At 63.1% G+C, this 26,660-nt stretch carries 27 protein-coding genes; 14 read left to right on the top strand and 13 right to left on the bottom strand.

Annotation, left to right across the window (positions count from 1 at the left end; genetic code table 11):
- The first annotated feature begins 1 nt into the window (after position 1).
- Entirely contained in the window at positions 2-430 is a 429-nt protein-coding gene (locus DH08_RS27795) for a cupin domain-containing protein (protein WP_192182461.1), read from the top strand.
- On the opposite strand, the gene DH08_RS27790 is transcribed toward DH08_RS27795, so the two are convergent.
- Genes DH08_RS27790 through DH08_RS27780 form a run of 3 tightly spaced genes read right to left on the bottom strand, consistent with a single transcriptional unit; the run spans position 427 to position 2,803 of the window.
- Positions 427-1,101, bottom strand: coding sequence for a lysoplasmalogenase family protein (locus DH08_RS27790; protein WP_192182460.1), 675 nt, complete (start codon positions 1,099-1,101; stop codon positions 427-429). The genes DH08_RS27795 and DH08_RS27790 overlap by 4 nt on opposite strands.
- Positions 1,098-1,985 (bottom strand): aromatic amino acid exporter YddG, encoded by an 888-nt coding sequence (gene yddG / locus DH08_RS27785; protein ID WP_192182459.1) that lies wholly within the window; start codon positions 1,983-1,985, stop codon positions 1,098-1,100. Before yddG ends, DH08_RS27790 begins: the two co-directional genes overlap by 4 nt.
- A 29-nt stretch (positions 1,986-2,014) precedes the next feature.
- Entirely contained in the window at positions 2,015-2,803 is a 789-nt protein-coding gene (locus DH08_RS27780; RefSeq protein ID WP_192182458.1) for a DUF3108 domain-containing protein, read from the bottom strand.
- A gap of 248 nt (positions 2,804-3,051) precedes the next feature.
- Between DH08_RS27780 and rpmB the strand changes: the two genes are divergently transcribed.
- The 3 genes from rpmB (at position 3,052) to DH08_RS27765 (ending at position 4,850) form a co-directional block, all read left to right on the top strand.
- Positions 3,052-3,348, top strand: coding sequence for a 50S ribosomal protein L28 (gene rpmB / locus DH08_RS27775; protein WP_192182457.1), 297 nt, complete (start codon positions 3,052-3,054; stop codon positions 3,346-3,348).
- A 118-nt stretch (positions 3,349-3,466) separates the two neighbouring features.
- Entirely contained in the window at positions 3,467-4,147 is a 681-nt protein-coding gene (locus DH08_RS27770) for a queuosine precursor transporter (protein ID WP_192182456.1), read from the top strand.
- A 28-nt stretch (positions 4,148-4,175) separates the two neighbouring features.
- Positions 4,176-4,850 carry a polyamine aminopropyltransferase gene (locus tag DH08_RS27765; RefSeq protein WP_192182455.1) on the top strand — a complete coding sequence of 225 codons (675 nt, stop codon included), beginning with the start codon at positions 4,176-4,178 and terminating at the stop codon, positions 4,848-4,850.
- 42 nt (positions 4,851-4,892) lie between these two features.
- On the opposite strand, the gene DH08_RS27760 is transcribed toward DH08_RS27765, so the two are convergent.
- The 4 genes from DH08_RS27760 to DH08_RS27745 form a co-directional block, all read right to left on the bottom strand.
- Positions 4,893-5,915: an esterase-like activity of phytase family protein gene (locus DH08_RS27760; protein WP_192182454.1), complete on the bottom strand. Its 1,023-nt coding sequence runs from the start codon at positions 5,913-5,915 to the stop codon at positions 4,893-4,895.
- Positions 5,912-7,810 carry a cobaltochelatase subunit CobT gene (gene cobT / locus DH08_RS27755; RefSeq protein WP_192182453.1) on the bottom strand — a complete coding sequence of 633 codons (1,899 nt, stop codon included), beginning with the start codon at positions 7,808-7,810 and terminating at the stop codon, positions 5,912-5,914. Before cobT ends, DH08_RS27760 begins: the two co-directional genes overlap by 4 nt.
- Positions 7,811-7,821: 11 nt before the next feature.
- Positions 7,822-8,808 (bottom strand): cobaltochelatase subunit CobS, encoded by a 987-nt coding sequence (cobS, locus tag DH08_RS27750; RefSeq protein ID WP_006200247.1) that lies wholly within the window; start codon positions 8,806-8,808, stop codon positions 7,822-7,824.
- 123 nt (positions 8,809-8,931) lie between these two features.
- The gene (locus DH08_RS27745; protein WP_040582048.1) at positions 8,932-9,561 is read right to left on the bottom strand and encodes a J domain-containing protein; all 630 of its coding nucleotides are present in this window, start codon (positions 9,559-9,561) and stop codon (positions 8,932-8,934) included.
- Positions 9,562-9,792: 231 nt separating this feature from the next.
- Here DH08_RS27745 and DH08_RS27740 point away from each other — a divergent pair, with 231 nt between their 5' ends.
- On the top strand, positions 9,793-10,095 hold the full coding sequence (locus DH08_RS27740) for a BolA family protein (protein ID WP_006200249.1): 303 nt from the start codon (positions 9,793-9,795) through the stop codon (positions 10,093-10,095).
- 62 nt (positions 10,096-10,157) lie between these two features.
- Here the strand turns inward: DH08_RS27740 and DH08_RS27735 are convergent, their stop codons facing one another.
- Entirely contained in the window at positions 10,158-11,708 is a 1,551-nt protein-coding gene (locus DH08_RS27735) for an acetolactate synthase large subunit (protein ID WP_192182452.1), read from the bottom strand.
- Between the two features lie 389 nt (positions 11,709-12,097).
- On the opposite strand from DH08_RS27735, the gene DH08_RS27730 reads away from it, so the two are divergent.
- Genes DH08_RS27730 through DH08_RS27720 form a run of 3 tightly spaced genes read left to right on the top strand, consistent with a single transcriptional unit; the run spans position 12,098 to position 16,936 of the window.
- Positions 12,098-14,047 (top strand): PrkA family serine protein kinase, encoded by a 1,950-nt coding sequence (locus DH08_RS27730; protein ID WP_192182451.1) that lies wholly within the window; start codon positions 12,098-12,100, stop codon positions 14,045-14,047.
- Between the two features lie 18 nt (positions 14,048-14,065).
- Complete coding sequence (locus tag DH08_RS27725; protein ID WP_192182449.1) at positions 14,066-15,376, top strand: YeaH/YhbH family protein; 1,311 nt, start codon at positions 14,066-14,068, stop codon at positions 15,374-15,376.
- Between the two features lie 9 nt (positions 15,377-15,385).
- Entirely contained in the window at positions 15,386-16,936 is a 1,551-nt protein-coding gene (locus tag DH08_RS27720; protein WP_192182447.1) for a SpoVR family protein, read from the top strand.
- A gap of 63 nt (positions 16,937-16,999) precedes the next feature.
- Here DH08_RS27720 and DH08_RS27715 read toward each other — a convergent pair whose 3' ends face one another.
- Genes DH08_RS27715 through DH08_RS27705 form a run of 3 tightly spaced genes read right to left on the bottom strand, consistent with a single transcriptional unit; the run spans position 17,000 to position 19,640 of the window.
- The gene (locus DH08_RS27715) at positions 17,000-17,896 is read right to left on the bottom strand and encodes an HlyC/CorC family transporter (protein ID WP_192182445.1); all 897 of its coding nucleotides are present in this window, start codon (positions 17,894-17,896) and stop codon (positions 17,000-17,002) included.
- The gene (gene aroB, locus DH08_RS27710) at positions 17,893-19,032 is read right to left on the bottom strand and encodes a 3-dehydroquinate synthase (RefSeq protein ID WP_192182437.1); all 1,140 of its coding nucleotides are present in this window, start codon (positions 19,030-19,032) and stop codon (positions 17,893-17,895) included. Before aroB ends, DH08_RS27715 begins: the two co-directional genes overlap by 4 nt.
- Positions 19,029-19,640, bottom strand: a complete 612-nt coding sequence (locus tag DH08_RS27705) for a shikimate kinase (RefSeq protein ID WP_192182435.1) — start codon at positions 19,638-19,640, stop codon at positions 19,029-19,031. Before DH08_RS27705 ends, aroB begins: the two co-directional genes overlap by 4 nt.
- A 162-nt stretch (positions 19,641-19,802) precedes the next feature.
- Here DH08_RS27705 and DH08_RS27700 point away from each other — a divergent pair, with 162 nt between their 5' ends.
- The 6 genes from DH08_RS27700 (at position 19,803) to DH08_RS27680 (ending at position 24,170) form a co-directional block, all read left to right on the top strand.
- Entirely contained in the window at positions 19,803-19,955 is a 153-nt protein-coding gene (locus DH08_RS27700) for a hypothetical protein (RefSeq protein ID WP_006200257.1), read from the top strand.
- Positions 19,956-19,964: 9 nt separating this feature from the next.
- Positions 19,965-20,882, top strand: a complete 918-nt coding sequence (locus DH08_RS27695; protein WP_192182433.1) for a site-specific tyrosine recombinase XerD — start codon at positions 19,965-19,967, stop codon at positions 20,880-20,882.
- A 100-nt stretch (positions 20,883-20,982) separates the two neighbouring features.
- Positions 20,983-21,933 (top strand): acetyl-CoA carboxylase carboxyltransferase subunit alpha, encoded by a 951-nt coding sequence (locus DH08_RS27690; RefSeq protein ID WP_192182431.1) that lies wholly within the window; start codon positions 20,983-20,985, stop codon positions 21,931-21,933.
- A gap of 222 nt (positions 21,934-22,155) precedes the next feature.
- Positions 22,156-22,290 carry a hypothetical protein gene (locus DH08_RS36985; protein ID WP_282595059.1) on the top strand — a complete coding sequence of 45 codons (135 nt, stop codon included), beginning with the start codon at positions 22,156-22,158 and terminating at the stop codon, positions 22,288-22,290.
- A 257-nt stretch (positions 22,291-22,547) separates the two neighbouring features.
- On the top strand, positions 22,548-23,843 hold the full coding sequence (locus DH08_RS27685; protein WP_192182429.1) for a L,D-transpeptidase family protein: 1,296 nt from the start codon (positions 22,548-22,550) through the stop codon (positions 23,841-23,843).
- Between the two features lie 51 nt (positions 23,844-23,894).
- Positions 23,895-24,170: a sulfurtransferase TusA family protein gene (locus DH08_RS27680; protein WP_192182427.1), complete on the top strand. Its 276-nt coding sequence runs from the start codon at positions 23,895-23,897 to the stop codon at positions 24,168-24,170.
- A 17-nt stretch (positions 24,171-24,187) separates the two neighbouring features.
- On the opposite strand, the gene DH08_RS27675 is transcribed toward DH08_RS27680, so the two are convergent.
- Positions 24,188-25,306, bottom strand: a complete 1,119-nt coding sequence (locus tag DH08_RS27675) for a CobW family GTP-binding protein (RefSeq protein WP_192182425.1) — start codon at positions 25,304-25,306, stop codon at positions 24,188-24,190.
- Positions 25,307-25,309: 3 nt separating this feature from the next.
- The gene (locus tag DH08_RS27670) at positions 25,310-26,476 is read right to left on the bottom strand and encodes a D-alanyl-D-alanine carboxypeptidase family protein (RefSeq protein WP_192182584.1); all 1,167 of its coding nucleotides are present in this window, start codon (positions 26,474-26,476) and stop codon (positions 25,310-25,312) included.
- Between the last annotated feature and the right edge of the window lie 184 nt (positions 26,477-26,660).

Raw genomic sequence — 26,660 nt, 5'->3', positions numbered from 1 at the left:
GATGACAAGTGCAGCCGAAATCATCGCCACGCTCGGCCTGAAGCCGCATCCGGAAGGCGGCTGGTATGCCGAGACCTTTCGCGATGGCGCGGAAGGCACGCGCGGCCACTCGACCGCGATCTATTTCCTTCTGGAAGAGGGTCAGCTATCGGCCTGGCACCGGGTGAAGGATGCGGCCGAGGTCTGGCATTTCTATGCCGGCGCGCCGCTGGCGCTGTCGATGCAGGAGGAAGGCCGCACCGTCATCGAGCAGGTGCTCGGCACCACCCTTGCGGCGGGCGAGCGGCCGCAGATCGTGGTGCCCGCCGGCTGGTGGCAATCGGCGCGCAGCCTTGGCGAATGGACGCTGGTCGGCTGCACCGTGGCGCCGGGCTTCGACTTCGCCGCTTTCGAGATGGCCGAGCCCGGTTGGCAGCCGGAAAGATCTTAGCTGAGCAGGAATCCCAAGGTGATGACTAGCTGGGCGGCGTAGTAAAGCGCCCAGACCGCGTAGCGCATCCAGACGCGGTGCGGCGAGATGGCCGCAAGCAGGAACTGTTCCGTGGCGAGCAGCCCGTCCGACGCCATGAACAGAATGGCGCCCCCGATCACCAGGCTGTTGCTGGTGGTGAGCGCCGATATCCCCATGGCGAGGATCGCGGCGACATAGACGCCGATCGGGAGACGCAAAGTAGGGCCGACACGGCGCCAAAGGGCGGCCAGCATGACGATCGCGAATGTCGCCATCGCCAGCGCAATCGCCCCACGCCATGACTCGGCGCCGAGCAGCCCCATTCCGCCGCCGCTGCGCAGGAACAGCGGCACATAGAGGATGTGCGCCGCCAGAAAACTGGCCAGCCCGCAGAGAAAGGCCTTTTCGCCGTCGCGCGACAGGAAGGCGTCGCCGACAGCACTCAGCGCCAGCGCCGCGACGAGCAGCCACGGCCCGCCTTGCATGAAGGCAAGCACCGCCAGCATCGCCACGGCAAGCGTCTTTGCCGCCGAGCGCGCGAGCCGCGGCGGCATACCGAGCGTGAAGGCATAGATCAGCGCCGCCACCAGCGAAAACACCAGTGTCGCATTGGCGTTGGCGTCGATGCCGCCGGGGAACGGCATCGTCATACGCCGGCCTCGCCAGTCGCCGGCTTGCGCATGAACAGCGACTTTGCCGCCAGTGCCGCACCGCCGGTAATGAGCAAGCAGGCGGCGAGGATGCGCAGCGACGGCTCGGCGATGCCGGCCGCGATCAGCACCAGCGTCGACAAAAGCGGCGCGGCATAGCTTGCCGCCCCCAGCACCTGGATGTTGCCGCGCTTGACGCCGATGTCCCAGGCATAGAAGGCCGCACCCACCGGCATCAGCCCGAGACCGAGCACCGCCAGCCATTGGCCAGGGCCATCGGGCAGTACTGTCTGTTCCAGCAGGAGGTGGCAGATCAGCGAAAGCGCCGAAGTCGCCGCGCAAAACCAGGTGACGATGCTGGTCGGCACCGACGGAAACCGCCGCGACAGCAGCGAATAGGCCGACCACAAAAGCGCGCCGACGCCGGCCATCGCATAGCCAAAGGCATAGCGCGCATCAAAAGCGAGCCCGTCACCCTTGGTGACGATCAGGATCGTGCCGGCAAGACCGAGCAGTGCGCCGACGACATGGTTCCAGGCCAGCCGCTCGCCCGGCATCAGCGCCGAGCCGAGCACGATCAGCAGCGGCCACAGATAAGCGATCAGGCTCGCCTCCACCGCCGGCGCGTTGCGCAGCGCGGTGAAGTAGAAGAAGTGGTAGCCGAACAGGCCCACAATGCCGATCACCCACACTTGCGGCGGGATTTTCTCGACCATTCCGGAGGCCGGCATCACCATCCGCGCGCCCAGCCCGACGCAGGTGCCGATCGCGAAGGTGATGGCCGACAACAGGAAGGGCGGCACCTGCCCGGACGCGTCGGTGAGCAGCGCAAGCAGCGCCCACATGGCGACTGCCGAGAACCCGATCAGTGTTGCGCGCCCCATGCCCCGTCTCCGGCGGCGCGCGACGGCGCCTAGTTGATTGCCTCGAACCGCCCGGCGCTTATGGTCAGCGTGCCGATCTGTGTGCCGACCGTGGCGCGGATCGGCGCATATACCCCGCTTTGGCCGACTGGCGCAAACGTCACCATCATCTTGCTGCGGTTCTTCAGGTAATTCAAAGCCTTGCGGCCCTTGCGATAGCCCGCCACCGGCTCGAAGCCCATGCGGCAGGTCACCGTGTCACCCTTGTAGCCTTGCACCGAGATCGATCCCTTGGAGGCGTAGGTCAACGTCAGGTTAGCGCGCATCTCGCCGTCGTAGAATTTCACCGTGCGCCCGCAGACATTGTCGAGACTGTCGGCATGGATGACGGTCGCCGCCATCGGATCGAGCACCGACGTCAGGTCGCCGCTGCCCATCGGCACCCAGCTTTTGGGATCGCGCTTGCCTGGCGCAGGGACGACCTTGGTGGCGGTGACGGCGCCATTGGCGAAGCGGATGTCGACCACCGATGCCTTCTTGCCGGACGTGTAATCGGCACGGAAAGCCTGTGGCTGCATCCGCTTGCCGGAAATGATGCCTTTCGACGAGATGGTACCCTTCGTGTCGTCGAACAGCTTGGCAAGACCAGCGGCGGAGACCGTGCCGTTGATCGAATAGGTATCGCCTTGATAACTGCTGGAAAACGTCGCCCTGGCCACCGAAAGACCGAGGAACGACACCGTATACTCGCCCTTGAAGGACTCCGGCGCGGCCCCGGTGGCTGCATCCGGCAGGGCAATGGCAAGCAAGGCTGAGAGGGCATATGACGAACGGAGCATGGCGGCGGATCGATCCTCGATTTCAGCCGAAGGCGGGCAACTTCAGGCTGGCATGTCCCTTTGCGACCGCTTATAGGCCAGAATCCGGCCTTTATATGAAACAGGCGCTAGGCATGCCGGAGCTTGACGCGCCAGCGAAATGCAACTATGGAACGCCAACTTTTTCCATAAGGCCGCCTGACCGAGACCGCGCGCCACCCGGCGCGGGTTGAATGGTTTGGCCAGACCGAGAACTGAAGGTTAGAACCATGTCCCGCACCTGCGAACTCACTGCCAAGGCCGTCATGACCGGCAACAATGTGAGCCACGCCAACAACAAGACCAAGCGTCGCTTCCTGCCGAACCTGGTCAATGTGACGCTGATTTCCGAAGTGCTGAACCAGAACGTGCGCCTGCGCGTTTCGGCCAACGCGCTGCGTTCGGTCGAGCATCGCGGCGGCCTCGATGCGTTCCTGGCCAAGGCCGACGCCAAGGAATTGTCGCAGCGCGCCCGCCTGCTGAAGAAGCAGATTGCCAAGAAGCTCGCCGAGCAGCCCGCCGCCTGATTGCCGTCCGGAGCATCGCGCCGAAAGGCGCGAAGCGGTTTTCGGCTAGACATCTGATCAATGCAGCGCCGTCCGGATTGGCTGGCGCTTTGCTGGTTCCATTACCCAGGATAAAAAAATGAATTCCTTCTCGCGATACCTGCCCTTCGTGGCCGCCATGGCGTTTGTCGTCGTAGCGTCGAACATCCTCGTGCAATTCCCGATGCAGGGCCAAATCGGCGGCCTGTCACTGGCCGACATCCTGACCTGGGGCGCCTTCACCTACCCCTTCTCCTTCCTGGTCACCGACCTCGCCAACCGCCGCTATGGCCCGACCGTGGCGCGCCGGATCGTCTTTGTCGGCTTCATGACGGCAGTGATCTGCTCAATCCTGGTCCCGCCCTTCCTGTTCCGTCACGGCCTGATCGAGTTCGAGACCGCCGCTGACCGGCTGGTCCGCATTGCGGCTGCCTCGGGCGCTGCCTTCCTGACGGCGCAATTGCTCGACGTCACCGTGTTCAACCGGCTGCGCCGGCAGAGCTGGTGGCGCCCGCCGATCATCGGCACGCTGGTCGGCTCGGTGTTCGACACGCTCGTGTTCTTCACCGTCGCCTTCTCGGCTGCCTTCGCTTTTGCCGGCCCGAACGACAGTTTCGCGCTCGAAACGGCGCCGCTGATGGGCGTGCTGCCGGTCGAGACGATGCGCTGGGTGTCCTGGGCGCTCGGCGACCTCTCGGTGAAGCTGATCATCGCCGTGGTGGCGCTGATCCCCTACCGGCTGCTGGCCGCCCGCTGGAGCCAACCGGCGCTGGCGACATAGCCATGATTCCAGAAAGTGGAAACAGGCCGTGATCCCCTGGGTCCAACTGGACTCGGCAAAGACGCCGGACGGCGGGCAAGAACTTCGCCTGAAGCGGCGCGGCACTGAATTCTCGATCATGCTCGGCACCAACGAGCTGATGAACAGCCGTCTCAGCGGCTCCGAGGAAGCGCTGGCCAGTCTCTCCTGTGAAAAGATTGCCGGCCGCAAGCAGCCCAAAATTCTGATCGGCGGCCTTGGCATGGGCTTTACGCTGCGCGCCGCCCTTGCCGAACTCGGCGGCGATGCCAGCATCACCGTGGCCGAACTCGTTCCCGCAGTCGTCGCCTGGGCGCGCGGCCCGATGGCCGAAATCTTCAAGAACTGCCTCGACGATCCCCGCGTCACCATATTGGAGGCCGAAGTCGGTCACATCATCAGCTCCGACCAGTCGGCCTGGGACGCCATCCTGCTCGATGTCGACAACGGCCCCGAAGGCATCGTCCATAAGGGCAACGACGCGCTCTATGGCGCGACCGGCCTCGGAGCCGCCCGTGCCGCGCTCAAGCCCGGCGGCGTGCTGGCGGTGTGGTCGCAAGGGCCGGACAGCGGTTTTGCGCGCAGGCTCAAGCAGGCGGGCTTCGCGGTCGAGGAGGTCAACACCCGCGCCAACGGCAAGCGCGGCGCGCGCCACGTCATCTGGATCGCGACCAACGGGAAATAGGCCTGCTGGCTCGAAATCGCGGGCTCGTTTTGACCGGCGGCCTCAATCCTCGTGCAGAACAAATTCCAGATAGAGGTTGCGCTGCAGGATCGAATGGTTGTCGTCTGACATCAGCGACACCATCAGCGCGCCGTCGTCACGGGTCCAGACATCCAGACCTTCCATATTGTCGATCTGGTAGCCCATGTCGGCTTCCAGCAGCACCGGCCCGTCGGCGACGGCGCCCTTCTCGACGCTCTCGCCATAGATGCGCCGCAGGCGCATCTTCACCCCGCCTGCCATCGAGAAGCTGCGCTCGAGCAGCAAAAGATCGCCGTCCGGCAGGAAGGCGCCGTCGGTGATGTCGAAATCGCCATTGCGCTTGACGGTGAAGACGCCCTTGTGTGGCCCTTCGATGATTGCCGCATAGATGTTGCCGGCCTTGTCGAGGCTCTTTTCCGACACCACCACCAGCCCGCTCTCATGCTGACCATAAGGATGGGCGTGGGTGACCGTCTCGAAGCCGCGGTTCTGCCGCAACTCTTTGGCCGGAACCTGAAAATCCAATTGCTTGAACGGCGCCTTCATGCCGTCCGGATCGATCTTGAACTGGGCGACACGCTGGTTGCGTTCGAAGCCGACCGTGGCGATGCCGTCCTTGACCGCCAGGCCTTCGGCATCGACCTGCCACTTCTTGTCGATCGGCTGGCCTGCCTCATCGACCATCTGCTGCATGCGGAAATTCTGGATGCCCGAAGGACGCTCGTCGGCATCGTGGGTCACGCTGCCGAAGAACCAGAAGCCGGTGTCGGCGACGCCGATGAAGTCGCTGCCGGGTTTCAGGAAGCGAAAGGCCGACAGCGCGCCGAAATCGCGCGATGGCGAGGTCATTTCCAGTCCGCCGACGAATTCGAGCGGCCCGAACTGCTTGTCGTCATGGCCGATGCGGAATTGGCCTATCGGTCGCGCCGTGATTTCGACCGGCTCGACGGAGTCCGGGCCGGCGGCAACCGCTGGCGACAGCATGCCGGCCAGCATGCAAGCTGCAAAAATCGTGTGCCTGAGGCCCCCGCCCGAAAAGCTCATCCGGCGCGCCGCAGGCCGCCGCGGCGCGTCTCGCGTGCGCTTTCCTCGCCAAACAGAGAGGCAAGCTGCTCGGTCATGGCGCCGGCCAGTTCCTCGGCATCGACGATGGTGACGGCGCGCCTGTAGTAGCGGGTGACGTCGTGGCCGATGCCGATGGCCAAGAGTTCCACCGGCGAGCGCGTCTCGATCAGTTCGATGATGGCACGCAGATGCCGCTCGAGATAATTGCCCGGATTGACCGACAGCGTCGAATCGTCGACCGGCGCGCCGTCCGAGATCATCATCAGGATTTTTCTCTGCTCCGGCCGGGCGATCAGACGGTTGTGCGCCCAAAGCAGCGCCTCGCCATCGATGTTTTCCTTCAGCAGCCCCTCGCGCATCATCAGGCCGAGATTGCGGCGCGCCCGCCGCCACGGATGGTCGGCGGATTTGTAGATGATGTGGCGAAGATCGTTGAGCCGGCCGGGATTCGGCGGCTTGCCGTCCTTCAGCCACTTCTCGCGCGCCTGCCCACCCTTCCAGGCGCGGGTGGTGAAGCCGAGAATCTCGACCGAGACGCCGCAGCGCTCCAGCGTGCGCGCAAGGATATCGGCGCAGGTGGCGGCGACGGTGATCGGCCGGCCACGCATCGAGCCCGAATTGTCGAGCACCAGCGTCACCACCGTGTCGCGGAATTTGGTGTCGCGCTCCTGCTTGAAGGACAGCGGCTGCATCGGGTCGATGACGACGCGCACCAGCCGCGCCGGATCGAGATAGCCCTCTTCGAGGTCGAAATCCCAGGAGCGGTTCTGCTGCGCCATCAGGCGGCGCTGCAGCCGGTTGGCCAGCCGGCCGACGACACCTGAAAGGTTCGCCAGTTGCTTGTCGAGGAAGGCGCGCAGCCGGTCGAGTTCTTCCTCTTCGCAAAGCTCCTCGGCGCCAACAGTCTCGTCGAAGGCTGTCGTGAAAACCTTGTAGTCGATCTCTTTCGGCAGGTTGGTGAAGGGATTGTCATTGCGTCGAGCCTCGCCGGGCGTCTCCGCGTCGGAATCGTCCTCGTCGGAGAGATCGTCGGCGGTTGCGTCGGACGCCTCCGTCTCGGCCGACTGCTCATCGTCGGCCGACGCTTCGGCATCATCGGACTGCGACTGCTCGGAGCCGGAATCGTCCTCGCCGCCCTCCTCGCTCTGCTCCTCGCCTTGCGGCTGGTTGTCGTCATTGTCCTCGGAGTCTTCGGTCTCCTGGTCGTCGCCGAGTTCCTCGGCCATTTCCATGGAAACCAGCATGTCGCGCACGACGCGGGCGAAGGCCTGCTGGTCGTCGAGCTTGGCCGACAGCCCGTCGAGATCTGCGCTTGCTTTCTCCTCGACCCAGGGGCGCCAGAGGTCGACCAGCCGCTCGCCGCTCTTCGGCACGGCGCGGCCAGTCAGCTTCTCGCGCACCATCAGCGCCAGCGCCTCCTCGATCGGCGCGTCGGCCTTGTCTTTGACGTCGATGAGGTTGGCCCTGGCGTATTTGTCCTCGAGCATCGAGCCGATGTTGTCGCCGACGCCCTGCATGGCGCGGCTGCCGATCGCCTCGACGCGGGCCTGCTCGACCGCATCGTAGATCGAGCGCGCCAGCTTGCCTTCCGGCGCCAGCTTGCTGTGGATGCGTGCATCATGGCAGGCGCGCTTCAGCGCCATGGAATCGCCGAGACCGCGGGTGATCGCGATATCGGTCCTGGAGGCTTTCTTCGGCAGTTCGGGTAGGCGGGCGCGGCTGCCGGCAAGTGCGGGCCTGTCCTTGGCGAAGCCGACTTCGAGATCCTTGTCGCCGGCGATCGCGCGCATGCAGACGGTCACCGAGCGTTTGAAGCTGTCAGCTTCAGACCCCGTCTTCGACTTGTTGCGCGTGTTGTCGCCCGGACCCGCCATGGAGACTCTGTTTAGCCCAGCACCACGTTGGCGGCGCTCTCGGGCAGATCCTCGCCGAAGGCGCGCTGGTAGAACTCGGCCACCACTGATCGCTCCAGCTCGTCGCATTTGTTGAGGAAGGTCAGCCGGAACGCCATGCCGATATCGCCGAAGATCTCGGCGTTCTCGGCCCAGGTGATCACCGTGCGCGGGCTCATCACCGTCGATAGGTCGCCATTGATGAAGGCAGAGCGCGTCATGTCGGCGACGCGCACCATCTTGTTGACGATGTCCTTGCCCTTGCTGTCGCGATAGTGTTTGGCCTTGGCCAGCACGATGTTCACCTCATTGTCGTGCGGCAGATAATTCAGCGTGGTGACGATCGACCAGCGATCCATCTGTGCCTGGTTGATCTGCTGGGTGCCGTGATAGAGGCCGGTGGTGTCGCCCAGCCCAACCGTGTTGGCGGTCGAGAACAGCCGGAAGGCCGGATGCGGGCGGATGACGCGGCTCTGGTCGAGCAGCGTCAGCCGGCCCGACGATTCCAGCACGCGCTGGATGACGAACATCACATCCGGACGGCCGGCATCATATTCGTCGAAGCACAACGCGACATTGTGCTGGTAGGCCCAGGGCAGGATGCCGTCGCGGAATTCGGTGATCTGCAGCCCGTCCTTGACGACGATGGCATCCTTGCCGACGAGGTCGATACGGCTGACATGGCTGTCGAGGTTGACGCGCACGCAGGGCCAGTTGAGGCGGGCGGCGACCTGTTCGATATGCGTCGACTTGCCGGTGCCGTGATAGCCCGACACCATGACGCGGCGGTTGTAGGCAAAGCCGGCCAGGATCGCCATCGTCGTGTTCTTGTCGAACAGATAGTCGGGATCGACGTCGGGCACATGCTCGCTGGTCACCGAATAGGCCGGTACCACCATCTTGGAGTCGAAGCCGAATTTGTCCTTCACCGACACCGTCGTGTCGGGCAGGTTGGCGATGTCGCGATCGACCTTGTTCATCTCTATCAACGTCTCCACGGGCGAAACGCCTGATTTCGCCGGCAATCGATTTTGTCCGGGGGCGGTCTTAGAGCCTTTTCCAACCTTATGAAAGTTGGAAAACGACACGAACCGTATGGTCGCTCAGCACAATCCCGCCTGCTTGAGCACGCGATAGGCCTGCAGCACATCGCGGAACCGGTCTTCCGAACCTCTGTCGCCGCCATTCGCATCCGGATGGTGGCGCTTCACCAGTTCCTTATAGCGTGCCTTGATATCCTTGCCAGTCGCCTTTGTATCAAGGCCAAGCGTTTCCAGTGCCTTGGCCTCAAGCGGCTTGGCCTTGCGCTCGCGCGCCTCGCGCGGATCCTTCGGACCTTTGAACAGGTCGAACGGATCGCGCATGCGGTTGTAGTAGCCGGCGCGGCCGGAACGCTGCTGGGCGAAGTCAGGCGAGGATCGCGTCGAAGCGCCATTGATGCCCATTTTCCACGTCGGCCGATGGCCGGTCATCGCTTCCTTCTGGAAACGGGCGATCTCGCTGTCCGGCACGCCGGAGAAATAGTTGAAGCCCTTGTTGTATTCGCGCACATGATCGAAGCAGAACTGGAAATACTCGCCTTCCTTCATGCGTCCGACCGGCGCGCGATGGGTGCCGGCCTCCTTGCAACCGTCCCACTGGCAGATCGGCGAGCGCGACTTCAGCTCCGCGTCCTTCTCCGGCCGGATGCGGATCTTCTCAAAATATTTGGGATACGGTTTCATCTCACCCATTTATGGGCTGTTCGCTATTGCGAAACAAGAATTGACATTTCGGCGATCATCGCCCTAACCGCTGAATCGCGGCTTAAAGCGGGCAAATGACGCATTTTGCGGCGATGCCAGAGCATGATCCGAAAGTGGAATCCGGTTTTCGGAAAAGATCATGCTCAAACAAAATGATAGAGCCCCATCCCGTTTCCATCGGGATGGAACACGCTCTAGATGTGGTGAAGGGAAGTTTCGATGTCCATACAGGCGACGATGGAAGGCAAGCTTAACAAGGCGTTTTCGCCGGAACGGCTGGTCATTATCAACGAAAGCCATCTCCACGCCGGCCACCACCATCACGGCTCGGACCATCATGGCGCCTATGACGGGACCGGCGAGACGCATTTTCGCGTTCGCATCGTTTCGCCCGTCTTTGCCGGCATGAGCCGCATCGAGCGCCACCGCGCCGTCAACGAATTGCTGGCCGACGAACTGAAAGCCGGCGTCCACGCGCTGGCGATTGAACCGGCGGCACCCGGCGAACAGACGCGCTGGTAGGCACTGCCCGTCGACCGATGCCGCTCAACCCGGCTCCCTGGAAACGCCGCGGGGAAAAACGGTCAGATTACCGCTTCGATGAGAAACGGCCCGTGGCGCGATAGGGCGCTGTCCAACAGGGCATCGAACCGCTCGCACGTGTCGGCGCGGGCCGCCTCCACGCCCATGCCCTTCGCCAGCGATACCCAGTCCAGCGCGGGCTGGTCGAGATCGAGCATACGCCTGGCATTCTCGCCGATCGCGCCCACCCCGACATTCTTCATCTCGCCATGCAGGATTGCGTAGGTCCGGTTGGAAAAGACGATCGTGACCACGTCGAGATTTTCCCGCGCCTGGGTCCACAAACCCTGCACGGTGTACATGCCGCTGCCGTCGGCTTGGAGATTGATCACCTTGCGATCGGGACACGCGATCGCTGCCCCTGTTGCCAACGGGATGCCTTCGCCGATCGATCCGCCTGTCGTCATCATGTAGTCGTGCGGCGCGGCAAAGGCCGACAGGGCGAAATAGCGCCGGGCCGACGTGACCGCCTCGTCGCAGACGATGGCATTGGCAGGAAGTTTCCGCGCCACTGAAAGGGCGATCGCATCGTCGGTCAGCTTGCCGCGCGGCACCGGCTCGTCGGGAAAGCCCTTTGCTGCGGAGAATTGCTGCGTCGACCTGATGCCGAGTTCGTCGCGAAGCGCCTCCAGTGCCGCCTTCAAATCCTCGCCGTGCGCTGCCAGCGAACGCACCTCGCAACCGTCTCGAACCAGCCGTCCCGGCTTTCCCGGATAGGCGAAGAAGGCAACAGGCTCCTTCGCCCCGACCAGGATCAGCACGTCGATATCGCGCAGCAGCGCCGTTGCGGCATCGATCGGATAGGGGATGCGCGTGGGCGCGACCCGCCCGCGACCGCGCTCCATCCGCGCCACCAGAACCTCGCTGAACAAGCGGACATCCTGCGCTGCCGAGATTTGACCGGCGATCGCCAGCGCGTCGGCTCGCGCCGCGCGTCCGCGAACGATGATACCGGCACGGCCTGGGGCGCCACGGATCGCCTCGGCTGCATTTTGCACAGCGCCCATATCGACGGTGGGCTGCGCGAGCTCCACCTTGCGGGCCGAAACCATAGGAGCCTCGCCCCATGCCGCGTCCGCCGGCAGGATCAGGGTAGCGATGCCCGGCGGTGAAAGGGAAGCGCGGAAGGCCGCCTCGGTGGCCGCTGCGACATCGGCGGGACCTTCGATACGGCGAACCCAGTTCGACATCGGCGAAGCGAGGCTCTCGATATCGCTGGTAAGCGGTGCATCGAGCGCCAGATGATAGGAGGCGTGGTCGCCGACAATGTTGATCATCGGGCTCAAGGCGCGCTTGGCGTTGTGGATGTTGGCCAATCCGTTGGCCAGTCCGGGCCCGGTGTGCAGCAGCGTCGCGGCCGGTCGATCGGTCATCCGCGCGTAACCGTCGGCTGCACCTGTCACCACGCCTTCGAAGAGGCCCAGCACGCAACGCATCTGCGGCTTACGGTCGAGTGCGGCAACGAAATGCATCTCCGATGTGCCGGGATTTGCGAAGCAGACCGTCACGCCATTTGCCAGAAGCACGTCACACAGGACGTCGGCTCCGTTCATCGCATTCCCTCCTGCCTGGCGATCCCGGGCAATTGAGCCCACACATGCCCACACCGCAATGACCCGGCGCGGACTTTGACGTGATCCAGCCCAGGAGGACGTCTACTTGCGACGCGGCATCGCCAGGCGAAATTGCGCAGAAGCCGGGCAACCATCGCCTCCTGTTAACGCATGCGCGGCAGCAGATGCGAAAACCAACCGAGATCCGCCCTTGAAGCGCCGCCGGCAATCACCACGTATTTCTTTAGGCGGGCATTTCGGCGACATCGGGTGCCTTCCTAAAAGTCGGTGCATATCTCTTCTTGACGTGAAGGGAACCACAATGCCTTCCGGCAGTTGGATGTATGATGAGCCGACTCACCGAGAATGGGCTCTGAGAGCGAAACAACATGCGCGAAAATCATTCCGACGTCTTCGATCTGTTTTCGAAGGTCTATGCGAACGCGGCGCAGGAAGAGATCAGCCTCCAGCAATATCTGCTCGCCTGCCGAGAGGACAAATCCATGTATGCCTCGGCACCCGAACGGATGGTCGAGGCGATCGGCGAGCCAAATCTTGTCGACACCAGCAAGGACGAGCGGCTTGGCCGCATTTTCTCAAACCGAACGGTCAAGGTTTATCCCTCCTTCTCCGACTTTTACGGCATGGAGGACACGATCGAGCGCATTGCGGGCTATTTCCGCTATGCCTCCCAAGGGCTGGAGGAGCGCAAGCAGATCCTCTACCTCCTCGGTCCGGTCGGCGGCGGCAAGTCTTCCCTTGCCGAACGGCTGAAGAAACTGATGGAGCAGCGCCCGATCTACACGCTGAAGGTCGGCAACCAGATCAGCCCGGTTTTCGAATCGCCGCTTGGCCTGTTTCATCCCGATCGCATGGGCGATCTGCTGGAGGACAAATATGGCATAGCGCGGCGGCGCCTCAACGGGCTCATCTCGCCCTGGGCATCCAAGCGCCTCGATGAATTGTCCGGCGATATCTCCAAGTTCAGCGTGGTCAAACTGATGCCGTCGCGGCTGCGCCAGATCGGCATTGCCAAGACCGAGCCAGGCGATGAGAACAATCAGGATGTCTCGGCCCTGGTCGGCAAGGTCGACATCAGGCAATTGGAAAATTTCAGTCAGTCCGATCCGGACGCCTATTCCTTTAGCGGCGGACTGAACCGGACCACGCAAGGCCTGCTCGAATTCGTCGAGATGTTCAAGGCGCCGATCAAGGTTCTGCATCCGCTGCTGACCGCGACCCAGGAAGGCAGCTACAACGGCACCGAAAATTTCGGCGCCTTTCCCTATCAGGGGATCATCGTCGCCCATTCCAACGAGTCGGAATGGCAGCAGTTCAAGAACAACAAGAACAACGAGGCCTTTCTCGACCGCATCCTCGTGGTCAAGGTGCCGTACTGCCTGCGCATCACCGAAGAGAGGCAGATCTATGAAAAGCTGCTGCGCGAAAGCGAGCTGGCAGCAAGCCCCTGTGCCCCTGAAGTGCTGGACATTCTCAGCCGCTTCACCGTTTCGACCCGCCTTGCGGAGCACTCCAATTCGCCGCTCCACACCAAAATGCGCGCCTATGACGGCGAGAACCTGAAGGAGGTCGACCCCAGGGCGAAGTCGGTACAGGAGTATCGCGACGCCGCCGGCGTCGATGAAGGCATGACGGGGGTCAGCACGCGCTTTGCTTTCAAGATCCTGTCGCAGACATTCAACTACGACACCAAGGAAGTGGCCGCCGATCCCGTGCATCTGATGTACATTCTGGAGGAGGCGATCAAGCGGGAGCAGTTCCCGAAGGAAGCGGAAGCGGCCTATCTCGAATTCATCAAATCGGAGCTCGCCGCGCGTTACGCTGAGTTCATCGGCCACGAAATCCAGAAAGCCTATCTCGAATCCTACAGCGAGTATGGCCAGAACCTTTTCGACCGCTACATCGCCTATGCGGACGCCTGGATCGAGGACCAGGACTACAAGGACCCCGACACCGGCCAGATCCTCAACCGGGAGGTCCTGGACAACGAACTGTCCCAGGTCGAAAAGCCGGCAGGCATCGCCAATCCCAAGGACTTCCGCAACGAGGTGGTGAAGTTCACGCTGCGCGCCAGGGCAAAAAATCACGGCCGCAACCCGTCATGGACGAGTTACGAAAAGCTGCGCGAGGTCATCGAGAAACGGATGTTCGGACAGGTCGAGGATCTCCTGCCGGTGATCAGCTTCGGCTCCAAGCAGGACAGCGTAACGGAAAAACGCCACAACGAATTTGTGCAGCGCATGGTCGAGCGCGGCTATACCGAACGGCAGGTGCGCCGGCTGGTGGACTGGTACATGCGGGTGAACAAGGCGGGTTGATAGGCCCGGATGGTTTCCATGCCGATCTTCATCGACCGTCGCCTGAACCCGAAGGACAAGAGCCTCGGCAATCGACAGCGCTTCCTAAGGCGTGCTCGCGAGGAATTGAAACGAAGCATCCGCGATCAGATCCGCAGCGGCAGGATCGCCGACGTGGATGCCGAGCACACCGTGCCCATGCCCGAAAGGGGAACGGCCGAGCCGAGCTTCAACGACGACAAGGCCAGCGGCCGGCGCCAGCACATCCTTCCTGGCAACAGGCATTTTTCCCCTGGAGACCTGATCCCCAAGCCCGGTCAGGGCAGCGGCGCAGGCGCCCCGGGCAACAAGGTGTCGGAAGACGATTTTCGTTTCGTGCTGTCGCGCGAGGAGGTGCTCGAGCTTTTTTTCGAGGATCTCGAACTGCCCGACCTGGTCAAGCTCAATCTCAAGGAGATCCTTGCCTTCAAGCCGCGCAGGGCCGGCTTCGCCGCGACCGGTTCCCCGACCAACGTCAATGTCGGTCGCACCATGCGCAACAGCCACGGCCGGCGCATTGCGCTGAGGCGCCCGAAACAGGCGGAACTGGATGCGATCCTCCAGGAAATCGCCACGCTTGAGTCGGCACCAGCCGGCGCGGCGACGCGCCAGCGCATTACAGGATTGCGTGAGGAGCTTGACCGGCTGGAACGTCGGCGCAGGCGAATTGCCTTTGTTGATCCGGTCGATATCCGGTTCAACCGCTTCGACGCCCGGCCCATACCGAATGCCAAAGCCGTCATGTTCTGCCTGATGGACGTTTCCGGATCGATGGGCGAACGCGAGAAGGACCTGGCCAAACGTTTCTTCGTGCTGCTGCACCTGTTCTTGAAGCGGCGCTACGAACGCACGGAGATCGTCTTCATCCGCCACACGCACGAGGCGCACGAAGTGGATGAGGACACGTTCTTCTACAACACGCAGAGCGGCGGTACGATCGTCTCCACCGCGCTTGACGAAATGCACCGCATCATCGAACAACGCTATCCGGCCAACGAGTGGAACATCTATGCCGCGCAGGCCTCGGACGGCGACAATTTCGCCACCGATTCCGAGCGATGCATAGAGTTTCTGGACCGCAGGCTCATGCGCCTTTGCCAGTACTTCGCCTATGTCGAGATCATCGACGAACGAGAAACCCATATTTTCGGCGCCACCGAAAACGGGACGTCGCTTTGGCGCGCCTACAGCAGGGTCGACCTGAAATGGCCCAACTTCCAGATGAGCCGTATTGCCACTCCGGCAGATATATACCCGGTCTTTCGCCGGCTCTTCGCTAGGCAACCGGCTCCCGCCCGCAAGAGCGCCTGAGGAGGGCCGATGGCCAGACAAGCCACCAAACCGGGTCTGCTGTTTTCAGGATCCGACTGGGATTTTGGGAAATTGTCGCGGGTCCATGAGGCGATCGAGGCCCTCGCGATCGAAGAGCTGCACCTCGATACCTATCCGGTGCAGATGGAGATCATATCCTCTCAACAGATGCTCGACGCCTATTCATCGGTCGGCATGCCGCTGATGTATCGTCACTGGTCGTTCGGCAAGCATTTCCTCTACGAGGAACTGCTCTATCGCAAGGGCGGGCGCGGCTTGGCCTATGAACTCGTCATCAACTCAAACCCCTGCATCGTCTACCTGATGGAGGAAAACACCATGGCCTTGCAGGCTCTGGTGACGGCGCATGCGGCACTCGGACACAACCATTTCTTCAAGAACAATCATTTGTTCAGGCAATGGACGGATGCCGGGGCGATCCTGAGCTATCTGGACTTCGCCAAGGGCTACATTACCCGCTGCGAGGAGCGGCATGGCCTTGCTGCGGTGGAGGCGGTTCTCGACGCGGCGCATGCGCTGATGGAACAGGGCGTGTTTCGCTATCGTCGTCCGCCGAAATTGTCCTCGGAACGGCAGCGCGAGGGACTGCGTGAGCGCCTGGAATACGAAGAGCGCTCCTACAACGATTTGTGGCGCACACTGCCGCCCGCGCAGGGAAACAAGAAGATCGACGACAGGGACCGGGGCATGGCCGATCCGAAGAAATCGCTCAACCTGCCGGAGGAAAACCTGCTGTACTTCCTGGAAAAGAACAGTCTCGTCCTTGAGCCCTGGCAGCGCGAACTCATCAGGATCGTGCGTATCATTGCGCAGTATTTCTATCCGCAGCGCCAAACGCAGGTGATGAACGAGGGCTGTGCCACCTTCGTGCATTATACGCTTATGAACATGCTGTTCGACCGGGGCCAGATCAACGAAGGCGCCATGCTCGAAATCCTGCGCAACCATTCGAACGTGATCTTCCAGCCGGCCTTCGACGATCCGCGCTATTCCGGCGTCAATCCCTACGCGCTTGGCCTCGATATGATGCAGGACATACAGCGCATCGCGACCGAGCCGACGGCCGAGGATCGCGACTGGTTTCCCGACATCGCGGGCCACGGCGACTGGCGCGAGATCCTGCTCGACGCCTGGGCGAACCATCGCGACGAGTCCTTCATCCGCCAGTACCTCAGTCCAACCTTGATCCGGAAATGGCGGTTCTTTGTCCTTGGCGACGCAGCCGACGAACCGCATTATCAAGTCGCCTCGATCCACAACGAGCGTGGCTACAGGAAGATCCGCGCCGCACTGGCTCACAGCTACGATGTCGGAGTAAACCGGCCCGACATCCAGGCCGTGGATGTCGACCTGCTTGGCGACCGGCATTTGCGGCTGCAGCACAAGGTCAAAGACGGCGTCGTCCTCGATGAGGCCAGCCGCGACGCGACGCTGCGCCACATCCGAAAGCTCTGGGGCTACGAGGTCAGCCTGGCAGCGGTCGATGCCCAGACCGGTGCGACAATCAACGAGCGCTCGACCCGCCAGATCGCGGAGTGAGGCTTAGCATTGCGTCTGGTTCTGAGGCCTTCAACGGCATGGCTGGAGGCGACTGCGGGCCAATCAGGCTTCGCCGGCAGGCTTGATCCTCAGCCTGGCGATCCGGTTCTTGTCGCGCTTCATGACGACGAAGCGCATGCCGTGGAAGGTGAAGGCCTGCTTCTCGTCGGGGATCGACTGCGTCTCGTGAATGACAAGGCCGGCAATGGTGGTGGCCTCCTCGTCCGGCAGGTTCCAGTCGAGTGCGCGGTTGAGGTCGCGGATCGGCACGGTGCCGTCGACGACGACGGAACCGTCGGCCTCCTGCTTGACGCCTTGGATCTCGATATCATGCTCGTCGGCGATCTCACCGACGATCTCCTCGATGATGTCCTCCAGCGTCACCAGCCCTTCGACCTCGCCATACTCATCGACGACGATGGCGAAATGCGCCTTGCGGCGTAAAAACGCGTTGAGCTGTTCCTGCAGCGTCGTGGTGTCGGGCACGAACCATGGCTTCGACGCGATCTTCATCACGTCGATCCTGGAAAAGTCGTTGCCGACCTCGTTGAGCGCCCGGAGCAGGTCCTTGGCATGCAGCACGCCGACGATGTTGTCGAGCGAGCCCTTCCACAAGGGCATGCGCGTGTGCGGGCTCTGAAGGATCTCGCGCACCACGGCTTCCGGCTGATTGTCGGCATTGACGGAGCGCATATTGGTGCGGTGGACCATGATGTCGGACACTTCGAGCTCCTCGAGGTCGAACAGGCCGCCGACACGGTTGCGATCCTCGCGCACCATCTGGCCGTCACGGCGGAAATCGTCGACCGCGCCACGCAATTCGTCATGGCTCGAACGCTGCGGCTCGATCGGCTGCAACGCGTAGCCAAAGAGGGCAAGCAAGCGCGTGCGCAAGAGAAGGACCAGCAGGCCGAGGCCGGCAAGGACGGCGGCGACAATCCATCCGGGCTCGTTCATCATCCAGGTCGGCTTTCCTGACCCGGGTGGCTCTCTTTCAGGAACGACAAGACTTCCGAGGCCGGCACATCCCTGGCGATGAAGGACTGGCCGATGCCACGCGTCAGGATGAAGGTCAGCGCGCCGCGCGACACTTTCTTGTCCTGAGTGATGAACGAAAACAGCGCTTCGGCGTCGGGCAGTTCGCCGGGAATGTCGGCCATGCGCCAGGGCAGGCCGACGGCGCTGAGATGCGCCTCGACGCGTGCCGCATCGTCCGGGCTCGCCAAATTGAGCCTCGAGGAAAAGCGATGCGCCAGCGCCATGCCGATGGCGACGCCCTCGCCATGGACGAGGCGGGCGCCGTCATAGCGGGTGGCAGCTTCGAGCGCGTGGCCGAACGTGTGGCCGAGATTGAGCAGGGCGCGGTCGCCGGTCTCGAACTCGTCGCGCGCGACGACATCTGCCTTGGCGCGGCAGGCCTCCGCGATGGCTTCAGCCCGCGCCGGGCCACCGTCAAAGACCTCGCGCCAGTTTTCCTCCAGCCAGGCAAAGAAGGCCGGACGGTCGATCAATCCGTATTTGGCGAGCTCGGCATAGCCGGCGCGGAATTCCCGGATCGGCAGCGTGTCGAGCACCCCGGTGTCGGCCAGCACCAGCTTCGGCTGATGGAAAACGCCGACCAGGTTCTTGCCTCGTGCGCTGTTGATGCCGGTCTTGCCGCCGACCGAGGAATCGACCTGCGCCAGCAGTGACGTCGGGATCTGCACGAAATTCATGCCGCGCCGCACGATCCCGGCGGCAAAGCCGGCAAGGTCGCCGATGACGCCGCCGCCGAGCGCGATGACGACGTCGCCGCGCTCCAGCTTCGCGGCAAGCACGCCGTCCACCACCTCTTCGAGATGGGCAAAACTCTTGGTCTTTTCGCCGGCCGGAAGCGTGATGACGGCAGGCTGGATGCCGTCCTGCTCCAGGCCGGCCTTCAGAGTCTCGAGATGGGCAGCGGCGACGTTGTCGTCGGTGACGATGGCCGCGCGCGTGCCGGGCAAGCGGCGCGAAATCTCGGCGCCCGCGCGCGACAAAAGGCCGGAGCCGATCAATATGTCGTAGGCACGCTCGCCGAGCCCGACCTCGACGGTGACTGTCTCCCCGGTATTCATGAACGCACCTCGCCACCCGCGACGATTTCAGCAACGCCGAAATGCCGGCAAAGCGCATTCACCACCTCGGCCGCGATGACCTCCTTGCGGTCGTCGCGCGTCGGCACGGTGACGTCGGATGTGGCGTAGACCGGATAGCGCTCGGCCATCAGCTGCTCGAGCACGGCGCGCGGATCGGGGTTCTTGAGCAACGGCCGGTTCTGCTTCTTGGACACGCGCTCCATTAGAAGGTCGAGTTCGGCCTTCAGCCATACCGAGACGCCGTGGCCGGCGATCGCCTCGCGCGTCTGCGCATTCATGAAGGCGCCGCCGCCGGTCGACAGCACCTGCGGGCCGTTTTCCAGCAGGCGCAGGATGACACGCTGCTCCAGCGCGCGGAATTCCGCCTCGCCATAGCGCTCGAACAGCTCCGGCACGGTCATGCGCGAGACGCTTTCGATCTCCTGGTCGCTGTCGATGAAGGGCAGTGCCAGCATCGCCGCCACCTTGCGGCCGATCGCCGTCTTGCCGGCACCCATCAGGCCGACAAAGACGATCGAGCGCTTGCCCAGCCGCTCGAGCAGCTCGGCATGGCCTTCGCCTGGAGGATTTGCTGGCAACGCGTTCATGAGACCATGTTGTTTCTAGGCCCTCTTTGCCGGCGTATCGACATCAAAAGCCTGTTTGCGTCAAGCAGGGGGCACGCGAGCTTCGTCCTTGAATTGGCCGGATTGGCGTCCCATAAGGGCACAGGGTTTGGAAATGCAGAACAAGAAGACGGGCGAAGATTGATGCCGACTCTGTTTCGCTTTGTCGTGACGCTGATGATTCTTGCCGGCATTGCCTATGGTACGATGTTTGCCTTGGCGATGTTCGTCGAACCGAAAAAGGCCGAGATGAGCGTGCGCATCCCGCCGGAAAAGCTGAATCCCAAGAAGAACTGATCCGAAAGAATGAACAGCGCGGCTCGCATCGAAGCCTTTCTGGAAATGATGAGCGCCGAGCGGGGTGCCGCCGAAAACACGCTCTCCTCCTATCGCCGCGACCTCGAGGACGCTTCGCAGGAGATAGACGGCGGGCTTGCCGGTGCCGGCGCCTCCGAAATCCGCTCCTATCTCGACGACATCGCCGAACGCGGCTTTGCGCCGACATCGCAGGCACGAAAACTGTCGGCGATCCGCCAGTTCTTCAAATTCCTCTACGCCGAAGGCCTGCGCGGCGACGACCCGACGGGCACGCTGGACAGTCCGAAGAAGGGCCGTCCGCTGCCGAAGACGATGAGCGAAGCCGAGACGGGCCGGCTGATCGACCGTGCGGCCATGGAAGCAGGTGATACCTCGCAGAACGATGGCAACAGCCTGGCGGCTCTGCGCCTGCATGCCCTGGTCGAGGTGCTCTACGCCACCGGCCTGCGCGTCTCCGAACTGGTCGGCTTGCCGGTGACGGTAGCCTTGCGCGACGACCGCTTCTTCATGGTGCGCGGCAAGGGCGACAAGGAGCGCATGGTGCCGCTGTCGGCCAAGGCGCGCACCGCGATGCGCGCCTGGCTCACCGCCAGAGCCACCGTGCCGACCTTTGCCGACAGCATGTTCCTGTTTCCGGCCGCGTCCGACACCGGCCATCTCTCCCGGCAGGTGTTTGGCCGCGACCTGAAGGGGCTCGCCGCCAGGGCCGGCATCACCGCGGCGAAGATCTCGCCGCATGTGCTTCGCCATGCTTTCGCCAGCCATCTCTTGCAGAACGGCGCCGACCTCCGGGCGGTGCAGCAACTGCTCGGCCATTCCGACATCTCGACCACGCAGATTTACACCCATGTTCTGGAGGAGCGGCTGGTGCGGCTGGTCAATGATCATCATCCGCTTGCCGACTAGGCCTCATATCGCTATGTGAGGGCGACGTTCCACCGCCCGGAGCCTCCGTTTTCGAGGGTTTCGCCAGCCATTGCCTTCCGAATTGCCGGTCCGCTCAAGAATGTACAATTACCTCGATTTCGAAAAGCCGGTGCAGGATCTCGAAGGCAAGATCCTTGAGCTGAAGAAGCTTGCCGAGAACGGCGAGGCCGTCGATGTCGGCGACGAGATCAGCCGGCTGGAGAAACGCTCGCGCGATGCGCTGCGCGATGCCTACAAGGCACTGACGCCGTGGCAGAAGGTGCAGGTAGCGCGCCATCCCGACCGGCCGCATTGCGTCGACTACATCAAAGGCCTGCTCAGCGATTTCACGCCGCTGGCCGGCGACCGCAATTACGGTGAAGACCAGGCGATTGTCGGCGGCTTCGCCCGCTTTCGCGGCGAGCCGGTGGCGGTGCTCGGCCAGGAGAAGGGCTCGGACACGGCGAGCCGTCTCAAGCACAATTTCGGCTCGGTGCGGCCCGAAGGCTACCGCAAGGCGGTGCGGCTGATGGAGCTTGCCGACCGCTTCAAGATCCCGCTTTTGACCCTGGTCGACACCGCCGGTGCCTATCCCGGCGTCGGCGCCGAGGAACGCGGCCAGGCCGAAGCCATCGCCCGCTCGACCTCGGCCTGCCTTGGCCTCAAGGTGCCGTCGATCTCGGTGGTCATCGGCGAAGGCGGCTCCGGTGGCGCCATTGCGATTGCCACCGCCAACCGGGTCTACATGCTCGAGCACGCCATCTATTCGGTGATCTCGCCGGAAGGTGCTGCCTCGATCCTGTGGCGCGACACCACCCGCTCGAAGGATGCCGCGACCAACATGAAGATCACCGCCCAGGATCTTTACGAAATGAAGATCATCGACGCCATCGTCCCCGAACCGCTCGGCGGCGCCCATCGCGCCCCGGAAACGGTGATTGCCGCCACCGGCGACCTCATCGCCAGGACGATGAAGGACTTTGCCGGCGCCAACACCGATTTCCGCGAGCAGCGCCGCGAGAAATACCTGGCCATGGGCCGTAGCCTCTAAGGCGGTTCACCGTTTCACGGAAACGCCGACTGCAGACCAGTTCGTTGATTGGATGTTCCTAGTGACGGCCTGGACCCTATGCGCATTTCCGCAAGTGGCAGTAGGCGCTACCGCCTTCAGCGGGTTCAAAGTAGACTATCCTGGGGTTCGGGACTGGGTCGCCATAGACACCCTGCTTTAACGACTGCTAATTAGGCTTTTCGCTTTTAGGGGGGATTTGAGATGAAAAAATACGAGAAACCTACGCTGGTCAAAGCGGCCCGCCTGCAAGCACTTACGGCTCAACAGGTGAGTTCCCAGCCGCCACTGGACAATGGCAATAGCGATGGCAATGCCGAGGGTGGCAGCGTTATCTAGTCCCCGGCAGATCCGGATCTGTCAAAACGTATGATCGCCTTGGGATTGCCCCGGCCAACACGCCGCAAAGTGGCGGAATTGCGCAATTTCGCCACAAAAATGCCGCCGCATTCGGGTCAATGAAATTGCCGTGAGGGGTGATCCGAAGCTTGCGGTAAGGATTTTTCAAGGTTAACGGGCTTACGGTCCGCTAATGTTTAGCGTGTGGGCTGGCGGTGCCGAAATCTGTCGCCCGAGAGAAAAGACGTAGCCGTACCATGTTTGCCAAGCTTTCCCGCACCGGAGCTCTGATCGCCGCGATAGGCGTGGCCGGCTGCAACGATTCCTCGATGAAGGATTTCGCCCCGGAGGCCAACAAGCCGCTGCCGGACAAGATCCTGGCCGACATGAAGGCCAAGGGCATGGTCCGCACCTCCTCGGTGATGGCCCGCATCTTCAAGGAAGAGGGCAAGCTGGAGATCTGGAAGGCCAAGACCAACGGCCGCTACGATCTGGTCGCCAGCTACGACATCTGCAAATGGTCGGGCAAGCTCGGGCCCAAATTCACCGAGGGCGACCGCCAGGCGCCGGAAGGGTTCTACACGGTTCGTCCCCAGCAGATGAACCCGCGCTCGAATTACCATCTGTCCTTCAACATCGGCTATCCCAACGCCTATGATCGCGCCAACGGCCGCACCGGCTCCAATTTGATGGTGCACGGCGCCTGCTCGTCCTCGGGCTGCTATTCGATGACGGACGCGCAGATCGAGCAGATCTATGCCTTCGGCCGCGACGCCTTCCAGGGCGGCCAGACCGAGTTCCAGATCGAGGCCTTTCCGTTCCGCATGACCCCCGCCAACATGGCGCGCTACCGCAACGACCCGAACTACGACTTCTGGAAGATGCTGAAGGTCGGCTACGACAATTTCGAGATCACCAAGGTGCCGCCGAAGGTCGACGTCTGCGAGAAGCGCTACGTCTTCAACCAGGTGGCTCCGGAGGGCACGACCTTCGATCCGACCGGGCCCTGCCCCGCCAGCACGCAGCCGGATTCGCTGAAGAGCGCCTACAACGCCTACCAGAGCACTTACGAAGCGGCGTTCAGCGGCGCGGTCAAGTCCAGCGTGCCGGCGCCCAAGCCGACGATCGCCGGCATCAAGGAAGCCAGCATCGTTTCCGACTGGTCGAAGCGCCGCGCCCGCGGCGAGCGCGTGCCGATCGATCCGCCGTCGCTCAACTCCGACGGTACGGTGACCGAGACGGCGCGCATGGGCCGCATCGATTCGCCGGCCGGCCGCAAGATGGCCGCGCTCGACGCGGAGAAGGCGGCCAAGAAGAAGGCCGAGGAGCAGCGGCTGGCAGCCATAGAGGCAGCCAAGGCTGCGAAGGAGGCCGCAAAGTCGCAGGCACTGGCCGAGAAAGAGGCCGAGAAGGCCGCGGCACAGCAGCCGGTCGCTACCGCGACCATCGCGCAGCCCGCCGAGGCCGCACCGGCGGAGACGCAGGCGGCTGACGCCGGCGACGGCACGGTGACAAAGCTGAAGAAGAAGCTGCTCGGCATGTTCGGCGGCTGAGGTTCCGCAGCATGATCCCGAAAAGCGGGAGCCGGTTTTCGGAAAAAGATCATGCTTGAACAAGAAGATAGGCCCTTGGTCGATCCTGACGCTGTCTATGACCTCAAGGGGCTGAACTGCCCGCTTCCCGTGCTGAAGGCGAAGAAGCGGCTGGCCGCGATGCGGCCGGGCAGCCGGCTGTGGCTTGAGACCACCGACCCGCTGGCGGTCATCGACATTCCGGCCTTCTGCTCCGACGCCGGCCACCAGTTGATCGAAACGGCGGCGGTATCCGGCGGCCATCGTTTTCTGGTTGAGCGTGGCGGCACCGTGGAAATCTTGCGGTAATCTGCCACCTTCGCGAGCTAACGCCGCCCGGCGATGGCCAGCGGATTGTCTTCCAGCGCCGCTCTATCCGGCGTGTCGATCGACGGCCGGTTGGTGAAGGCGGCAAACAGCCGGCGCACATAGTCCTCCGGCATGTCGAGCGTGATCAGCACCAGCCTGGTGCCACGCTGGCCGTCGGGCCAGGACGGCAGCCGCGCCGGCGGATGCAGGATCTTCTGCACGCCGTGCACGACCAGCGGCCGCGACGGGTCCTCCTGCAACTCGATGACGCCCTTCATGCGCAGCAGGCGCTCGCCATGCGTGGAACGCAACAGGTCGAGGAACATCTCGATCGCCGAAAACGGCACCGGACCGTCATGCACGAGCGAATAGGACCGCACTCGTGAATCGTGGCGATGGCCGTGGTGATGGTCGTGATCGCCATGATCATGATCGCCATGATGGTGATCGCCATGATCATGGCCGGCTTCTTCGCCGAGCCAGCGTTGCACGTCGGCGGATTTCGTCGCCGGATTGTAGAGGCCGCAGTCGAACAGCGCGGCCGCGCCCGTGCTCCTGTCGCCGGCCTCGAGCAGCGCCGCACCCGGATTGATCTGCCGCAGCCGGGTCCGCAAGGCATCGAGATCGCCTGATTCAGTCATCAGGTCGGTCTTGGTCAGCACGATGCGGTCGGCGACGGCCGCCTGTTTCAGTGCCTCGACATGGGCATCGAGCGTCGCATTGCCATTGACCGCGTCGACCAAAGTGATGACACCATCGAGCCGGAAGGCCTGGACAAGTGCTGGATGCGCCATGATCGACTGCAGCACCGGCGCCGGATCGGCGAGACCGGTGGTCTCGACGACGACGCGGGCCAGTTTGGCGATGCGGCCGGTCTGCAGCCTGTCGACGAGATCGGCCAGCGTGTCGACCAGTTCGCCGCGCACCGTGCAGCAGAGGCAGCCATCGGAGAGCTGGATGATGCCGTCGGACGCCTGCTCGACCAGCAGATGGTCGATCGCCACCTCGCCGAATTCGTTGATGATGACGGCGGTGTCGGCGAGCGTGGGATCCTTGAGCAGCCGGTTGAGCAGCGTCGTCTTGCCGGCGCCGAGGAAACCGGTAAGCACCGACACGGGGATCGGGAAGCTTGCCATTGCCTAGTTCTTCGCGGCCTTGACCGGCTGGTCGCCCTGTACGGCAGCCGAGCCGACCACGGTGGCGCCGGCCGGTGCCGGCCGGTCGGGCCGCCAGGTCGGCAGCGGCACGTCGGCGAATTCCTGGCCGGTCTCGTCGAGCATCGCCTTCGGCGTCGGCCCGGTGGCGCCGCCGAGGCCGACGGCGACCAGCGTCGGCACGTGGTCGAGCTTTTGCTGGTAGGGCGATTTCGGCACGTCCTTGGCGGCAACGGCAGGCGGTGCTTCCGACTGCTCCGCCTTCGTCTTCTTCTTGCAGATCTCGTCATTCATGTCGTTGGCCGAGAGCGTGTCGCCATAGGAGGGCAAGGCGGCGATGGTGGTCGAGCCAGTCGCCGGCGTGTCAAAACCCTGGTCGAGGAGACGTGCCGCCGTCTCGGCCCGGCTTACCGCGGATTTCTCGCCAAGCACCACCGCCACCAGCGTACGGCCGTTGCGAGTTGCCGAACCGATCATGTTGAAGCCCGAAGGACAGACGAAACCGGTCTTCATGCCGTCGGCGCCGGGATAACGGCCGATCAGGAGATTGTAGTTCGAGATCGCCTTCTTGCCGACCGCAAGCCCCTCGATCGAGAACCAGGGCGCGTATTGCGGGAATTCGCCGCGGATCGCCATCACCAGCAGAGCGAGGTCGCGCGCCGTCGTGTACTGGTCGGGCGAATAAAGCCCGTTCGGATTGACGAAATGCGTTCCGGTCATGCCGAGCCGGCGCGCCTCGGCATTCATGCGTTCGGCGAACGCGGCCTGCGAGCCGCCGACATTCTCGCCCACGGCCATGGCAATGTCGTTGGCCGATTTGACCAGCATCATCTTCAGCGCATTGTCGAGCCGCATCACCGAGCCAGGCTTGAAGCCCATCTTGCTCGGCGGCTCGCCGGCGGAATGCTTCGTCACCTTGATCGGCGAATCGAGCTGGACCTCGCCCGCCGCGATCGCCCGGAACGTCACATAGGCGGTCATCAGCTTGGTCAGCGAGGCCGGATACCAGCGCTTGAAGGCGTCCTGATGCTCGAGGATCTTGCCCGTCTGCAGGTCGAACAGGACCAGCGGATTGGCGAGTACCGATGTCGCGAAGGCGGGCAGCGCAACTGCGCCCGCCAGCAACAATTTGAGAAAATGCCTGTACCACATCATGGAATCCGAAATCGCCTCTTGCCGTAGTCGCCTCTGGCTCCGTAAGATTTCATTACACGGTCGCCAGCATATTGGTCCGACCCTCATCCCCGGACCGCTTTGCTGCGGTGCTATTTACCCTATGTGACGCCAACATGGCAAAGTGCCGGACAATCACGATTGCAATTGAGCAGACGCAACC

It is taken from the genome of Mesorhizobium amorphae (assembly GCF_014843845.1).
Lineage (GTDB): Bacteria > Pseudomonadota > Alphaproteobacteria > Rhizobiales > Rhizobiaceae > Mesorhizobium > Mesorhizobium amorphae_A.
The sequence above is the reverse complement of the archived record's forward strand: the minus strand, read 5'-3'. Positions and strand labels throughout refer to the sequence as shown.

Excerpts from the sequence above, each read along its gene's own strand:
- DH08_RS27670 (WP_192182584.1), bottom strand. The coding sequence starts at position 26,476 with ATGTGGTACAGGCATTTTCTCAAATTGTTGCTGGCGGGCGCAGTTGCG.
- aroB (WP_192182437.1), bottom strand. The coding sequence starts at position 19,032 with ATGAATACCGGGGAGACAGTCACCGTCGAGGTCGGGCTCGGCGAGCGT.
- DH08_RS27690 (WP_192182431.1), top strand. The coding sequence starts at position 20,983 with ATGTACAATTACCTCGATTTCGAAAAGCCGGTGCAGGATCTCGAAGGC.
- DH08_RS27745 (WP_040582048.1), bottom strand. The coding sequence starts at position 9,561 with ATGGGTGAGATGAAACCGTATCCCAAATATTTTGAGAAGATCCGCATC.
- DH08_RS27680 (WP_192182427.1), top strand. The coding sequence starts at position 23,895 with ATGCTTGAACAAGAAGATAGGCCCTTGGTCGATCCTGACGCTGTCTAT.
- DH08_RS27730 (WP_192182451.1), top strand. The coding sequence starts at position 12,098 with ATGCGCGAAAATCATTCCGACGTCTTCGATCTGTTTTCGAAGGTCTAT.
- DH08_RS27705 (WP_192182435.1), bottom strand. The coding sequence starts at position 19,640 with ATGAACGCGTTGCCAGCAAATCCTCCAGGCGAAGGCCATGCCGAGCTG.
- DH08_RS36985 (WP_282595059.1), top strand. The coding sequence starts at position 22,156 with ATGAAAAAATACGAGAAACCTACGCTGGTCAAAGCGGCCCGCCTGCAA.
- DH08_RS27770 (WP_192182456.1), top strand. The coding sequence starts at position 3,467 with ATGAATTCCTTCTCGCGATACCTGCCCTTCGTGGCCGCCATGGCGTTT.
- DH08_RS27740 (WP_006200249.1), top strand. The coding sequence starts at position 9,793 with ATGTCCATACAGGCGACGATGGAAGGCAAGCTTAACAAGGCGTTTTCG.
- cobT (WP_192182453.1), bottom strand. The coding sequence starts at position 7,810 with ATGGCGGGTCCGGGCGACAACACGCGCAACAAGTCGAAGACGGGGTCT.
- yddG (WP_192182459.1), bottom strand. The coding sequence starts at position 1,985 with ATGGGGCGCGCAACACTGATCGGGTTCTCGGCAGTCGCCATGTGGGCG.
- DH08_RS27795 (WP_192182461.1), top strand. The coding sequence starts at position 2 with ATGACAAGTGCAGCCGAAATCATCGCCACGCTCGGCCTGAAGCCGCAT.
- DH08_RS27725 (WP_192182449.1), top strand. The coding sequence starts at position 14,066 with ATGCCGATCTTCATCGACCGTCGCCTGAACCCGAAGGACAAGAGCCTC.
- rpmB (WP_192182457.1), top strand. The coding sequence starts at position 3,052 with ATGTCCCGCACCTGCGAACTCACTGCCAAGGCCGTCATGACCGGCAAC.
- DH08_RS27760 (WP_192182454.1), bottom strand. The coding sequence starts at position 5,915 with ATGAGCTTTTCGGGCGGGGGCCTCAGGCACACGATTTTTGCAGCTTGC.
- DH08_RS27700 (WP_006200257.1), top strand. The coding sequence starts at position 19,803 with ATGCCGACTCTGTTTCGCTTTGTCGTGACGCTGATGATTCTTGCCGGC.
- cobS (WP_006200247.1), bottom strand. The coding sequence starts at position 8,808 with ATGAACAAGGTCGATCGCGACATCGCCAACCTGCCCGACACGACGGTG.
- DH08_RS27720 (WP_192182447.1), top strand. The coding sequence starts at position 15,386 with ATGGCCAGACAAGCCACCAAACCGGGTCTGCTGTTTTCAGGATCCGAC.
- DH08_RS27735 (WP_192182452.1), bottom strand. The coding sequence starts at position 11,708 with ATGAACGGAGCCGACGTCCTGTGTGACGTGCTTCTGGCAAATGGCGTG.
- DH08_RS27780 (WP_192182458.1), bottom strand. The coding sequence starts at position 2,803 with ATGCTCCGTTCGTCATATGCCCTCTCAGCCTTGCTTGCCATTGCCCTG.
- DH08_RS27790 (WP_192182460.1), bottom strand. The coding sequence starts at position 1,101 with ATGACGATGCCGTTCCCCGGCGGCATCGACGCCAACGCCAATGCGACA.
- DH08_RS27715 (WP_192182445.1), bottom strand. The coding sequence starts at position 17,896 with ATGATGAACGAGCCCGGATGGATTGTCGCCGCCGTCCTTGCCGGCCTC.
- DH08_RS27695 (WP_192182433.1), top strand. The coding sequence starts at position 19,965 with ATGAACAGCGCGGCTCGCATCGAAGCCTTTCTGGAAATGATGAGCGCC.
- DH08_RS27685 (WP_192182429.1), top strand. The coding sequence starts at position 22,548 with ATGTTTGCCAAGCTTTCCCGCACCGGAGCTCTGATCGCCGCGATAGGC.
- DH08_RS27675 (WP_192182425.1), bottom strand. The coding sequence starts at position 25,306 with ATGGCAAGCTTCCCGATCCCCGTGTCGGTGCTTACCGGTTTCCTCGGC.